Origin of the sequence: Pseudomonas asuensis, assembly GCF_014646755.1 — a bacterium.
GTDB lineage: Bacteria > Pseudomonadota > Gammaproteobacteria > Pseudomonadales > Pseudomonadaceae > Chryseomonas > Chryseomonas asuensis.
The window spans coordinates 159,202-171,678 of sequence record NZ_BMNW01000007.1 but is presented as its reverse complement, the minus strand read 5'-3'; the positions used below and the strand labels follow the sequence as shown (position 1 = coordinate 171,678).

General features: G+C 53.8%; 12 protein-coding genes and 1 riboswitch. Of the genes, 6 read left to right on the top strand and 6 right to left on the bottom strand.

Translation table 11 applies throughout. The annotated features are described in order from the left end of the window. The first annotated feature begins 295 nt into the window (after positions 1 to 295). Positions 296 to 625 (top strand): hypothetical protein, encoded by a 330-nt coding sequence (locus tag IEX86_RS16090; RefSeq protein ID WP_188867153.1) that lies wholly within the window; start codon positions 296 to 298, stop codon positions 623 to 625. A 147-nt stretch (positions 626 to 772) separates the two neighbouring features. Here IEX86_RS16090 and mntP read toward each other — a convergent pair whose 3' ends face one another. Continuing rightward, positions 773 to 1,345 (bottom strand): manganese efflux pump MntP, encoded by a 573-nt coding sequence (gene mntP / locus IEX86_RS16085; RefSeq protein ID WP_188867284.1) that lies wholly within the window; start codon positions 1,343 to 1,345, stop codon positions 773 to 775. 9 nt (positions 1,346 to 1,354) lie between these two features. Beyond that, positions 1,355 to 1,519, bottom strand: a riboswitch (yybP-ykoY riboswitch). Between the two features lie 304 nt (positions 1,520 to 1,823). On the opposite strand from mntP, the gene IEX86_RS16080 reads away from it, so the two are divergent. Further along, the gene (locus IEX86_RS16080; protein ID WP_188867152.1) at positions 1,824 to 3,179 is read left to right on the top strand and encodes an esterase-like activity of phytase family protein; all 1,356 of its coding nucleotides are present in this window, start codon (positions 1,824 to 1,826) and stop codon (positions 3,177 to 3,179) included. Positions 3,180 to 3,222: 43 nt separating this feature from the next. Here the strand turns inward: IEX86_RS16080 and IEX86_RS16075 are convergent, their stop codons facing one another. After that, entirely contained in the window at positions 3,223 to 4,935 is a 1,713-nt protein-coding gene (locus IEX86_RS16075; protein ID WP_188867151.1) for a tannase/feruloyl esterase family alpha/beta hydrolase, read from the bottom strand. Positions 4,936 to 5,079: 144 nt separating this feature from the next. Beyond that, positions 5,080 to 5,631, bottom strand: coding sequence for a TetR/AcrR family transcriptional regulator (locus IEX86_RS16070; protein ID WP_188867150.1), 552 nt, complete (start codon positions 5,629 to 5,631; stop codon positions 5,080 to 5,082). A 133-nt stretch (positions 5,632 to 5,764) separates the two neighbouring features. Between IEX86_RS16070 and IEX86_RS16065 the strand changes: the two genes are divergently transcribed. The 3 genes from IEX86_RS16065 to IEX86_RS16055 are packed head-to-tail and all read left to right on the top strand — an operon-like array spanning position 5,765 to position 8,149. Continuing rightward, positions 5,765 to 6,976 carry an MFS transporter gene (locus IEX86_RS16065; RefSeq protein ID WP_188867149.1) on the top strand — a complete coding sequence of 404 codons (1,212 nt, stop codon included), beginning with the start codon at positions 5,765 to 5,767 and terminating at the stop codon, positions 6,974 to 6,976. Next, positions 6,969 to 7,556, top strand: coding sequence for a sugar O-acetyltransferase (locus tag IEX86_RS16060; RefSeq protein ID WP_188867148.1), 588 nt, complete (start codon positions 6,969 to 6,971; stop codon positions 7,554 to 7,556). The genes IEX86_RS16065 and IEX86_RS16060 overlap by 8 nt, the downstream gene beginning before the upstream one ends. Before the next feature lie 17 nt (positions 7,557 to 7,573). Next, positions 7,574 to 8,149: a DUF1349 domain-containing protein gene (locus tag IEX86_RS16055; protein WP_188867147.1), complete on the top strand. Its 576-nt coding sequence runs from the start codon at positions 7,574 to 7,576 to the stop codon at positions 8,147 to 8,149. Positions 8,150 to 8,158: 9 nt separating this feature from the next. On the opposite strand, the gene mntR is transcribed toward IEX86_RS16055, so the two are convergent. Next, positions 8,159 to 8,617: a manganese-binding transcriptional regulator MntR gene (mntR, locus tag IEX86_RS16050; RefSeq protein WP_229685377.1), complete on the bottom strand. Its 459-nt coding sequence runs from the start codon at positions 8,615 to 8,617 to the stop codon at positions 8,159 to 8,161. Positions 8,618 to 8,815: 198 nt separating this feature from the next. On the opposite strand from mntR, the gene IEX86_RS16045 reads away from it, so the two are divergent. Further along, a complete protein-coding gene (locus IEX86_RS16045) occupies positions 8,816 to 10,177 on the top strand; it encodes an Nramp family divalent metal transporter (RefSeq protein WP_188867146.1) in 1,362 nt (453 codons plus the stop codon). Positions 10,178 to 10,298: 121 nt separating this feature from the next. Here the strand turns inward: IEX86_RS16045 and gabP are convergent, their stop codons facing one another. Both gabP and IEX86_RS25060 read right to left on the bottom strand, forming a co-directional pair. Continuing rightward, positions 10,299 to 11,693, bottom strand: a complete 1,395-nt coding sequence (gene gabP, locus IEX86_RS16040; RefSeq protein WP_188867145.1) for a GABA permease — start codon at positions 11,691 to 11,693, stop codon at positions 10,299 to 10,301. 303 nt (positions 11,694 to 11,996) lie between these two features. After that, positions 11,997 to 12,477, bottom strand: a 481-nt coding sequence (locus IEX86_RS25060; RefSeq protein ID WP_229685376.1) for a methyl-accepting chemotaxis protein, incomplete at its 5' end; no start/stop codon positions are given.

Below are 12,477 nucleotides of genomic sequence, written 5' to 3'. Positions count from 1 at the left end.
TGGCATGGGATTAACAATGCCAGCAACTGGTTAAAAATTAACCAACCCCGCTAAGACCTTACCACGTCTGGCCTAGCCAGAATTATCCACAAGCATATTCACTTTATAAGTGGAAAACCTGACGGGGTAAAAGGTTACCAACCCACTACACCTTTTCCGTCTGGTCAATACTTCAACACAGTATTGATTCTGATCAACTTCTTCCTGAATAACGTGCTGAACTTCTGGTCCAGAGCGAGTTACTAAACTGTATCTGAAGGAAAATGTTATCGATCCCTTTAAAAGGAGTTCTGATTTGAGCAAGTTAGAGAACGTCCCCAAGCGTAAACGCATTACGGCTACGTACGTCATAACGCTTGCCATCCTGGGAATTCTGTTTGCCATCGTGGTGAACAAGTTCATCCTGCCTCATTCCGAATCGTTTGATGGCGATGCCGTCAAGCCCAGGCCCTCTGTTAGCGAATACATTACTCAGGCCCAACCTGACGTATGTAAAGATGAAGCAGCAGATGCGCCAAGCCCAAAATGCGTATCAGACCTTGCTCTCAAGGCTAAAGAGCAAGGCTATAACTTCAATGAAGTAGAGGCTTACCTGAAACAGCGCTTCCCTAACGTACAGCGCTAATCAGATAGGTTGGAACGCCAGCAGCAATGGCTGACGTTATCAACAATCGCTTTGTGTTAAAGCAGAACGCCCAAGTTCATGACCCTGGGCGTTCTGGTATCTGAACGCTGAAAAGAGCTATCTTGAAAAACGGGTTACCGTGCCGGCTCAGCCAGTGGCCGATGTCAAATGCTCATAAAGAATAGCCGACCCAATACCGATCAGTACGACTCCCCCAATGATCTCGGCCCGCTTACCAATGACTGTACCCATTACTCGGCCTAGCATCACCCCGATAGTCACCATGATCATGGTTGCCAACCCGATCGCCAGGGCGGCACCTATAATATTGACGTTGATAAAAGCAAGCCCAACGCCCACCGCCAGGGCATCAATACTGGTGGCAACAGCGGTAATGGCGAGTACCCAGAACGAATGTTGACTAGGCTTTTCCTCGACCTCTTCCGCATCGCCCAGGCCTGCCCAGATCATGCGTAGCCCAAGGCCTAACAGAAGCGTAAACGCGATCCAGTGATCCCACTGCTGAACGAATTGAGCGGCAGCAAGGCCGGCTGCCCATCCGATAACAGGCGTAATCGCCTCAATGGTGCCAAAGATTGCACCCGTGCGCAGGGCCTCTCTCAAACAGGGCTTATGCAGGCTGGCACCCTTTCCCACCGCAGCGGCGAAAGCATCCGTAGACATGGCTAAAGCGAGTAAGACGAGAGCAGCTGGATTCACGATTTCCGTACCGATCAGGCTAACGTCCAATGACATATCCACGCGCCCGATCCTGAACGCAGATACATCAATGGTCTCGCCAACCGGTTGGTTGTTTATGCCACGGCATGCATGCCGAGAATGTTGACATAAACACTTTCGAAGCGCTCGAAAGCAGGCTACTCCCCAAAGAAGCCGCAACAATACACAAAGAAATTTATCAAGTCTATCAGATAGATAGAGCTAATCTTTTTAGCCACGGCTATGTTTCACATCGAAATTAGGGCCGCAAGCGTGTCATGGCCTAACGCCCAGGGCTAAACCATGAGCCTAGCGTCCACACATTCCACTGTTGAAGTAGCCGTCAATGGATTGTTAACCAGGCAGCTCGATGCCATATCCCTGACACACTCGCCCCGTATTGTGCTCAAGCACCACTGGAGCTACCGGTATAGGCTGGCTGCCAGTGCATCTCACTTCCTGAACGGAGAACATAACAATGAGAAAAGTTCGGCCTCTTTGGGTCGCGCTGGCGGCTGCGCTGTCCACACATGCGCTGGCTTCTTCTAACAACACACTGGTTGGCTGGGCCGTCATGCCGCCCGCTACGTTTTCCGATGGGCCTACGTCGGGTCAATTTATCAGCCCGAATCCATATGGCACCTTCCTGCCACCCTACCAGAGCCGCCAGCCCGTACAGGGGTTTTCGGCCGTGCTGCCAGGGGCTAACGAAAACAATTTTCTGTTCCTGACAGATAATGGCTTTGGTACCCAGGCCAATTCCGCCGATACCCTGCTGCGCTTATACAGTGCCCAGGTTGATTTCAAGACGCGCCGTGGTGGTACGGGTACGGTTACAGCAACCAACGTCTTGACCGGCATGCCTTTGGCACGTTTCACAGAGCCTTCCCGGATTACGTTGAATGACGTCAACCGCAAACTAACCATGCCGATCCAGGCGGATTACACTCACTACTACAACAAGAGCACCAATCCCGAAGTGGATCCCGCTATTCAGTTCTCACGCCTGCTTACCGGTGCCGATCTGGATGTAGAGTCCGTACGCCGTGACAAGAATTGTGCGTTCTGGTTTGGCGATGAGTTTGGCCCCTACCTGGTTAAGACAGACGCCTCTGGAACAGTACTCCGGAGTGAAATCCCACTCCCCGGTGTTTACGCCCCTGAAAACAAAGATGTGGTTTCCGGTAAAGCGACAGCTAATCTGGGTGGCTCCGGTGGGTTTGAGGGCATGGCAATCAATCCACGCGGCGACAAGCTCTATGCCTTGTTGGAAAAGCCTGTCACGGGGGATCCAGCCAATCAGCTGCGCATTAATGAGTTTGATATTGATCGCGAACGCTTTACGGGCGTGACCTACTTTTACCGCACCCAGGCGGCAGGCAATGCTATTGGTGATATGACGGCCATCGACGATAATCGCTTTCTGGTGATTGAGCGTAATGGCGGCACTGCAACCAATGGCGTACCGTTCAAGCGGATCTATTTGATCGATATTCGCGCCGTACCTAATGGCGGTGTGGTGCGTAAAACCGAACTCGTCGATTTGATGCGCCTGGATGATCCGGATGACCTGAACGGTGATGGCTCGAATGTATTTACGTTTCCCTATGTCACCATTGAAGATGTGCTGCCGCTGGATGAGCGCACACTTCTGGTCGTCAATGACAATAACTTCCCTGGTGGCGGCGGCCGTGAACGGGCGGCGGATGCTACGGAGTTTCTGAAGATACGCCTGGCTCACCCCATTCCCGGCATGTGGCCACCCCATCTGCTGCAGCGCACCAGCAATGCACGCTGTGGTCTGCCCTTGAAAATGGCAAGCAACGGCCAGTAAGCCAATAGCGCTCCGAAGATCACTTCGGAGCGCGTTTACCTATTTACAGCGCCGTCTTTCCAGACAAGCCACGGGGCCGCTCTCGACAACTGAAACTTGCAGCCGACTCTATATCACCCGTTCCGTTGTACAGGGCGATACGTGGATAGGGACAAAGTGGACGTGTCCGCGCAGGCGACCAGTCTGCCGGTACATCTGCATTCACTCCACCGGCATTTCCTGCGCCTCGTGCTGTTGCAATGACCTGATCCGGTGCCTTGCCCTTTTCAACCCAGTTGACCAGGGGCGTCAACATGTCAAATTGGTCAGTCGAAGGGCCTCCTCGGCAATGGCCCATGCCCGGCACAGTATAAAGACGGACAAACCGCTCTGCCTGGCCGCGATTGGCCTTTTGGAGCCCCTTGTACCACGCTACGGTATCGTCGACCGAAAAGATGGGGTCGCTGACGCCGTGATACACCATTACCTTGGCTCCCCGCTGTTTAAGCAGTTCCAGGCGAGTGGGGTCCGGTGGCGTCATGAACCGCATGGCTGACTCGGTATAAATCGCATTGGAGCGCGTGATTCGTGCCAGCAGGTCGTCAATGGCGCTGTTGAGCGCCAGCGATTTTCCGTCAAAGGTCGCAGGGGGTATGGGTGGCACACCAAATACAATACCCACCGCCAATGAGTCTCGGCTGATAGGCGATTCGAATTCCCAAGACGCCACATCATCGGTCGCAAGACCGCTGTCGTAAGGAAAGCTTGCGTAGAACCGTTTGCCTGTACGCGTTGTAGCGCCTTTGAAAATGGGGTCGATGGCACGCTTCTGGGCGAGGCTCAGGCATTGGCCGTTGCGTTCACCCTTGCAAGTTGGTACATCCCTCCAGAGACTAAAGGTTTGCTGGCAGCGCGGATAATCCTGCACGAGCCCATCCACTACGCCGTCCAGTGCATCACAGCGTGCCAGCACCCTCTGTGCAACCAAGGCGCGCTCCTGGGCAGTAAATGCGGTAGACAGATCATTAGGGTCTGTAGCGACCTTTGCATACTGCTGCGCACCGAAAATACTGGCGACCGCCGACAAGGGAAGCCGATAACCAGGCGCTCCCGCCAGGAAGCCATCATATTCACTGGCCAGCCGGTTCATGGCGACAAAGGTATGTCTACCGCCATTGGAGCACCCACCAAAATAGGAGTGTTCAGGCTTGGCACCGTAAGCAATGTGTAACGTCTGTTTGGCCATGGGCGTCAGCACCATGGCCGCCTTATAACCATAGTCAAGCCGGGCTTGCGGATCGATGCCAAACGTAGCGTTCTGCGGCGCCGTATGACCTGCATCAGCGCTTAATACGGCAAAGCCTTTGTCGAGGGCATTGGTGACCGGTCCGCCACCCAGACCACCGGTAGCCGTCACAACACTCCCATCCAACCCACCATTGGCTTGATAAAAAAATCGACCGTTCCATGCCAGAGGTAAGCGCATTTCAAAACCAATGGCATAAGCGGCTCCGTCGATACCGGTTCGGGGATTCATACGTCCCTGGACCAGACAATGAGCGCCAATATCGCGCCCACCTACCTTGAGTTCACCCGCATCGATGCGTTTGGTGCTGTCGATCAGAGTGTTATCAAGCTGGGCTAGCCTGCTCGCCAGCGAGGTACAGCTACCTTGCAATGAGATTTCAGATCCTGCGTTGGCGAGGGGAATAGTAAGGATCAAAACACTCAGGCAGCTGGCAACTGCCGCAGTGTTACGGGTAACGGTTCGCTTCATGGTGCATCCTTCTTGTGTTTATTGTCGGAGCAGTCAAATAGCAATACGGGAGGAAGGGCCGCAGGTAGCCGCGGCTATCATCCCGCCTAATAGTTAATATAATTAACTATATCGTGCAAGCGAATCCTGGTTTCATAAGAGCATTCATCCTTCGACGATCAGCCTGATGATTCTCAGCACTTCAGCGCGTGTCGTCGGCTCACGTTCAACAGAGCGGTGAATGGTCAACCCCTCGATCAGTGCATCAAGTGCTATAGCCGTACGCGTGTCGAAATGCTGTGACAATGCCCGCTGACTACGAGACATCCAGTCCTGCATGATCGACTTCATGCTGGGGTTACGGCTTGCATAGGCGTAAAGCTCGTAGCACAGGGTCAGTACCCGTCCGTTGTCTTTACTCCAGAAATCCCCACAGATCACATCCGCTACGGCTTCCTGGGCTTGTTCCGGGGTTTTGGCCGCCCCTAACAATTCATCGAACTTGACAGAGATGGATAAGGCGAAGCGGGTAAATGCTTCTTCAAGCAGATGCTCAATACCATCAAAGTGATAGGTCATCGACCCTAATGGCACATCGGCCACCGCTGCAATGCGTCGGTGAGTCGCGCCAGAAACGCCATCTCGCGCAATGACCTCGAGCGTGGCATCGACAATGCGACTCTTCCGTTCCGGGTCAAGGCGTCGTTCTGAGGGCATGCCGTGTCAGTCTCCAGAAAATAAGGCAATGGAAGGATGCCTGTCGGGTGGACGGATGGAACGAACAGGCTACCATGTGTACGAACGTACACATAAGCCTTGATTCTCGTTTTACCTGGCATGGAGTAAATCTGTGACTTCCGCGATTCGACGTAGACGTACTGCTCTTTTTGTATTGTTTCTGATCCCCGGACTTCTGCTGGCCTCTTGGGTAACCCGGACGCCCGATATCCGTGACCTGTTGAATGCCTCGACCAGCGAAATGGGGATGATCCTGTTTGGCTTGTCCTTAGGCGCCATGCTGGGTGTACTCGCATCAGGTCGCCTGGTAACACGTTTTGGAACCCGTCCGGTCATCATTGTCGGGTTCGTCCTGGTATACCTGGGATTTTTAGCGATTGCTGGCGCCTCTACCGCCTCGCTGGCAATGGGTGTCTTTGCTGGACTTCTTCTCTTTGGTCTGGGAATGGGTCTTTCGGATATTGCGATCAACATCGAGGGGGCCGAACTTGAAACCACGACACGCAGGCCTCTCCTGCCAGCGTTACATGGCTGCTTCAGCCTCGGGACGCTGGTAGGCTCACTGATCAGCCTGGGCCTTACCTATCTTTCGCTTTCGGTCTTCTGGCACCTGATCCTTATGGGCGCTACAACCTTACTACCCTGCCTTTGGGCTTGTTTTGCGATTCCTTCAGGGACAGGGCAGACCCTTACAGCCAAAGGCGCCGAACAGCAACCTACTACTGCGCCATTCAAACCCTGGAAAGACAAGACCTTGATCATGATCGGCCTGATCGTTCTGGCGCTTGCCCTTGCAGAAGGCTCAGCGACCGACTGGCTGCCGCTCTTGATGGTCGATGGACACGGCTTTGATCCCGCCTCCAGTGCGCTTGTCTATGCAGGCTTTACCACTGCCATGACAATAGGCCGCTTTTCAGGGACCTACATCCTTCAGCGGTTCAGTCGCGAAGCGGTCATTCGTGCCAGTGCCGTGTCTGGCGCGCTGGGGATTGCTCTGGTGTCTTTCTCGGATAATCCTGTGCTGGCGGCGGCCTCCGTCCTTTTCTGGGGGTTGGGTGCGTCGTTGGGTTTTCCTGTGGGTATTTCCGCTGCTGGCGAGTCTGGCGAACAACCCGCCAAACGGGTCGCAGCCGTTGCAACGGTAGGCTATCTCGCCTTTCTGATTGGCCCACCTTCGTTGGGCTTTATCGGACAAGCCTATGGATTGCGCATGGCCATGGTCGTGGTGCTGGTACTGGTAGCGACTACGGTCCTGCTGGCTCCTGCCGTACGTGGAAGCCGAGCATCTACCCCCAATCAGATCAAGGGAACCTGCCATGAATGAGCGTGAAAAAGCCGCGGCCGGCCTGCTCTATGACGCCAATAACAATGCCGAGCTTATCCACCAGCGCCTGGAAGCCAAGGTTAAAGTGCATGAATACAACCATCTGGACCCTCGAGACCTTGAGGGCAAAGAACGTATTTTAAAAGCACTGCTGGGCAAAACGGGCAAGCACCTCATCATCGAGACACCTTTCCACTGTGACTACGGTTACAACATTGAGTTGGGCGAAAACTTCTACGCCAATGTAAACCTGGTCATTCTGGACTGCGCCAAGGTCTGCATTGGCAGTAATGTATTCATTGCGCCTAATGTGGGCCTTTATACGGCTGGCCATCCGTTGGATGCGGAACGCAGAAACCAGGGTCTGGAGTATGCACGACCCATTACCCTTGGCGACAACGTCTGGATTGGTGGGGGCGTTACCGTCCTGCCCGGCGTGACGATTGGGGAAGGGGCTGTTATCGGTGCCGGCAGCGTTGTGACCAAGGACATCCCGGCCCATAGGGTTGCAGTAGGTAACCCATGCCGGGTTGTCAGGGAAATCGGCGAGGCTGATCGCCTCCGCTATCAATCAATCTAGATATCGGAACCCATGCCATGTGGAATCGCTGTGAATGGTTGAACGAGCCCGGTCAATGGACTCTTGAGAACGATCGATTGTGCGTCATGACAGATGCCCATACCGACTTCTGGCGCGAGACATACTATGGCTTTATTCGAGACACCGGACACTGGTTTCATGTCAATGCCGGAGCTGAGTTCACTGCTACGGTAAAAGTAGAAGGTCGCTTCAGTGAGCTTTATGACCAGGCAGGACTCATGATCCGTCTGGACGACACCACTTGGTGTAAAGCAGGTCTAGAGGTCAGTGACGGCCAGCGACTCATTGGCAGTGTGCTGACGCACGGTCAGTCAGACTGGGCGGTAGGTAGCCTGCCGGGCGAACCTGATACCTTTTGGCTCAGGGCAACCCTTAAGGACAATGCCTTGAGAATCCAATATTCGCTGGACGCTCAACGTTGGCCTCTCCTCAGGCTGGCCTCTTTCCCGAGCTCCAGTGCAGTAGAGGTCGGCCCTTTTTGCTGTACCCCCGAGCGCGCCGGACTGGAGGTTACCTTCTCATGCTTTACTGTCGAACCGGCATTAGGTAAGCCGCTGCACGATCTGACCTGAACGTTGTGCTCAGGTGCGGTTGGCCTCGACGAAGCGACGGAAGACGTCTAGCGTTTCGCGGCTGACATGGTGCTCGATGCCCTCTGCGTCGCGTCGAGCAACACTTGGATCGATGCCCAAGGCCAGCAGAAAAGACTCGACTATATGGTGTCGTTCTCGACTGGCCTGTGCAAGCGCCTCCCCTTCCGGCGTCAGGAAGATACCGCGGTAAGGCTTCTGAACAACATAGCCGCATGTAACGAGCCGCTTGAGCATCTTCGCCACTGTAGGCTGGGCAACGCCTATGCGGGTCGCGATATCAATTTGACGTGCCTCGCCATGGGCGTGAATCAGATCGGAAATCAGTTCGACGTAATCTTCAATGAGCTCCTGTCGATGCGCCTCGCGCACCTGCTGAAAGCCTTCCATATGCACGGAAGCCTCTATCAGGGGTTTCATCGATACCGCTTCGCCTCGAACTTTGTTCACCACGCATTCTCCAGAATGAATCAAGTGCCCCGTACGTACAGGTAGGGCCTTCCTATTCTGACCGATTGCCTACGCAACACCCAAATTTTTAATAGTCAATCCTTGAAATAGATAAGTTTTATTGCCCGTGCTTGGAAACTTAGCCTAGGCTAAGTTTCATATGTATTACGTTGTACAACCATTGCGAGCGCTCATTACATGAAAGAGTCGGCTACTTATGCAGCATCCTCTTGGGGTGCCCAGGAAGAACCGCGCCCCAGTTTGGGGAGAATGAACGCCAGCGTGCCTGTTCCTGTAACTGGTCACTGGCTACGTCGGCTGATGGCCTTTGTGGGTCCCGGCTATATGGTGTCCGTGGGCTACATGGACCCGGGCAACTGGGCAACCGATCTCGCGGGCGGCTCCAAGTTTGGCTATATGTTGTTGTCAGTGATCCTGCTGTCCAACCTCATGGCCATTCTGCTCCAGGCACTGGCAGCACGATTGGGTATCGCTTCAGGTCTGGATCTGGCCCAGGCGTGTCGTCGTCAATACTCAAGGCCAGTCAACTTCCTGCTCTGGATCGCCTGTGAGGTGGCAATCATTGCCTGCGATCTAGCAGAGGTCATTGGTACAGCCATTGCCTTGAATCTGCTGTTCGGCATCCCTTTGGTCTGGGGAGCGATCATTACCGCAGCAGATGTCTTCATCATTCTGCTGCTGATGCGCCGTGGGTTTCGCTGGCTGGAAGCATTCGTCATCTCTCTTCTGACGATCATCTTTGCCTGCTTTGGCATCCAGATGATGCTGGCCCAGCCAGCAATAGGTGAGATCCTTCAGGGCTTTTTGCCTCAAGCAGAGGTTGTGACAAACCCGGAAGCCTTGTACCTGGCCATAGGCATTATCGGTGCGACTGTCATGCCGCATAACCTTTACCTGCATTCGTCCATTGTGCAAACACGTGCCTATGCGCGGACTGAAGAGGGCCGCCGCCAGGGCATCCGCTGGGCCGTAGCGGACAGTACCATTGCCCTTATGTTAGCCCTGTTTGTCAATGCAGCCATTCTGATTACGGCAGCGGCTGTCTTTCACCAGGCCGGGCGTACGGACGTCGAAGAAATCGATCAGGCTTACCACCTCTTATCCCCCATGCTAGGGGTAGGTATCGCCTCGATACTGTTTGCGGTAGCGTTACTTGCCTCAGGAATAAACTCCACCGTGACCGCAACCCTGGCGGGTCAGATCGTGATGGAAGGCTTTCTCAACCTGCGTCTGCCAGATTGGGCCCGTCGACTGATCACCCGCGGACTGGCCATTATTCCAGTCGTTGCCGTCACCATTTTGTATGGAGAAAGCGGCACTGCCAAATTGCTGGTCTTGAGCCAGGTCGTGTTGTCCATGCAATTACCTTTTGCGGTGATCCCGCTGGTACGTTTCGTATCGGATCGCAAACTGATGGGCAGCTTTGCTATCAGCCGTGGCGTGGCGGCATTGGCATGGTTCATCGCCCTTCTGATCGTCGCGTTGAATATCAAGCTGCTTTTCGATGTGCTTATGGGTCAGGGAGGCGCAATCCTGTAGGGCTATGGCCTATCAATGATTGAGCAGCTGGCGCTAAGCCAAACTGCATAAATAAAAAGCCAGGATCGTTTCCGATTCTGGCTTTTTATTTCAGGGATTTCCTAACCGCCTTTCAGCGGCTTTAAACGGTCGCTGCAGGTGTCTGAGCCACAGCAGCATTGCGCTTGCCTACCACATTGCCGATGGCCACTACGATCAAGGCCAGAAGGCCCGTCGCCATGATTTCCATACGGTGTGCCTCGCTGAACAGCATGACGGTCAGCGCACCTACGATGAAAATAATGACGGCCCATGTCAGGTAAGGGAACAGCCACATGCGGAACTCGATCGCTTCGCCCCGAGACTCCAACTTATGGCGCAAGCGCAACTGCGAAGCGGCAATAACCAAGTAAACCAACAGTGCGACAGCGCCAGAAGTGGCCAGCAGGAACCCAAAAACAGCTTCCGGCATGGTGTAATTCGCAATGGTGCTCATAAAGCCCACAGCGGTACTGGCCAGAACTGCCGCACGGGGTACGCCGTTTGCCGAAACACGTCCTGTTGCTGCGGGCGCATCACCACGTCGGCTTAGGGAGAACAGCATACGCGAAGCGGTATACAGTGCCGAGTTCAGGCAGCTCGCAACGGCAACCAGTACCACAATATCCACAATCAACTTGGCATTGGGAATGGACATTACTTCAAGGGCGCGTTGATAGGAGCCTACGACAGGCAATTGCGGGTCGTTCCATGGGACCATGGAAACAACCAGGAAAATTGAGACCAGATAGAACAGGGCGATACGCCAGATGACCGAATTGGTCGCCTTACTGATCTGCTTGGAAGGATCTTTGGACTCAGCCGCTGCAATTGTTACGATCTCAGTCCCCATAAAGCTGAACATCGTAGTCAGCAAGGCACCGAGTACAGCACCGAAACCGTGGGGCATAAACCCACCGGTCATTTCCATCAAACGCCCTAGGCCGCTGACCTCTCGTCCCGGTAAACCACCTGCCAGAGCAAATGCACCCAGCGCTATAAAGGCGACAATAGCCATTACCTTGAGTAGCGCAAACCAGAACTCGAACTCACCGTATTTGGCAACACTGAACAGGTTGGTAATAGTAAGAAGAGCGGTAATGGCAAGTGCAAATTGCCACGTGGCCACTACAGGAAACCAGGAGTTCAGAATAGCGGCGGCTGCCACGGCTTCAAGTGGAATAACCAGTACCCAAAACCACCAGTACAACCAACCAATGGTAAAGCCTGCCCAACGCCCGATACCACGCTGTGCATAGGAAGAAAAAGAACCTGTATCCGGTGAGGCAACAGCCATCTCACCTAACATTCGCATAACCAGGACAACCAATGTGCCTGCTAAGGCATAAGCCAGTAAAACCGCTGGGCCTGCAGCTGCAATAGCATGACCGGATCCTACAAATAAACCAGCACCAATTACCCCGGCGATTGAAAGCATAGTGACATGGCGGGGCTTTAGAGCTGGAGAAAGGCTGTTTTCATTATGTGCTTGGCTCATAGGTGCTACCTAAAGCGGAAAAATCTTCAGGGAGCAATATATGAGCCAGCTATCAGCACTCTTCCTTACTCGCTTCGTTTTGAAGCGAAATTCTAACAATATGCTTACTTTTGAAGCGTACTTCTTGATTTTCTACTGCTGAATGGTTTCATCATGAGCAAATATAAGCACCTTAAATGTGCTTACAATGGTAACAATGAGTGCAACCTGCACGAAAACAGTGCATAGATTGGTAGCAACTGAGTTGCACCTTACAGCATATGGATATTAAAAAGCCCCGCTAGGTAAACGGGACTTCCTGTACTAGATCCTGAAGCTTGAAACGAGCTGCTCCAGGCGATTGGCCTGTTGCTCTAGGGCATGGCAGGCACCCAGGGTCGAGTTCAGGTTTTCCACGCCCTGCTGGTTGAGTGAGTTGATTTCAGAGATATCGACGTTAAGCGACTCCACCACTGCGCTTTGCTCTTCTGTTGCCGCCGCTACCGATTGAGTCATGCCATCAATATCGGTGATGCGATCGGCTATCAAACTCAGCCGCTCGTTGGCCTGTTGAGCAATGCTCATACTCTCCTCGCTGAAACGCTGGCTTTCGGTCATGGTAGAAACCGCTTCACTTGCATCGGCTTGCAGCTCCTGGATCATGCCCTGGATCTCCCGCGCCGAACTCTGGGTACGATGAGCCAGACCCCTTACTTCATCCGCCACTACAGCAAAGCCGCGCCCCGCATCCCCTGCCCGTGCAGCTTCGATTGCCGCATTGAGTGCCAAGAGGTTGGTCTGTTCG

Coding starts and splice junctions, on each gene's coding strand:
- IEX86_RS16080 (WP_188867152.1), top strand. CDS start 1,824: ATGAGAAAAGTTCGGCCTCTTTGGGTCGCGCTGGCGGCTGCGCTGTCC.
- IEX86_RS16045 (WP_188867146.1), top strand. CDS start 8,816: ATGAAAGAGTCGGCTACTTATGCAGCATCCTCTTGGGGTGCCCAGGAA.
- IEX86_RS16075 (WP_188867151.1), bottom strand. CDS start 4,935: ATGAAGCGAACCGTTACCCGTAACACTGCGGCAGTTGCCAGCTGCCTG.
- gabP (WP_188867145.1), bottom strand. CDS start 11,693: ATGAGCCAAGCACATAATGAAAACAGCCTTTCTCCAGCTCTAAAGCCC.
- IEX86_RS16055 (WP_188867147.1), top strand. CDS start 7,574: ATGTGGAATCGCTGTGAATGGTTGAACGAGCCCGGTCAATGGACTCTT.
- IEX86_RS16070 (WP_188867150.1), bottom strand. CDS start 5,631: ATGCCCTCAGAACGACGCCTTGACCCGGAACGGAAGAGTCGCATTGTC.
- IEX86_RS16060 (WP_188867148.1), top strand. CDS start 6,969: ATGAATGAGCGTGAAAAAGCCGCGGCCGGCCTGCTCTATGACGCCAAT.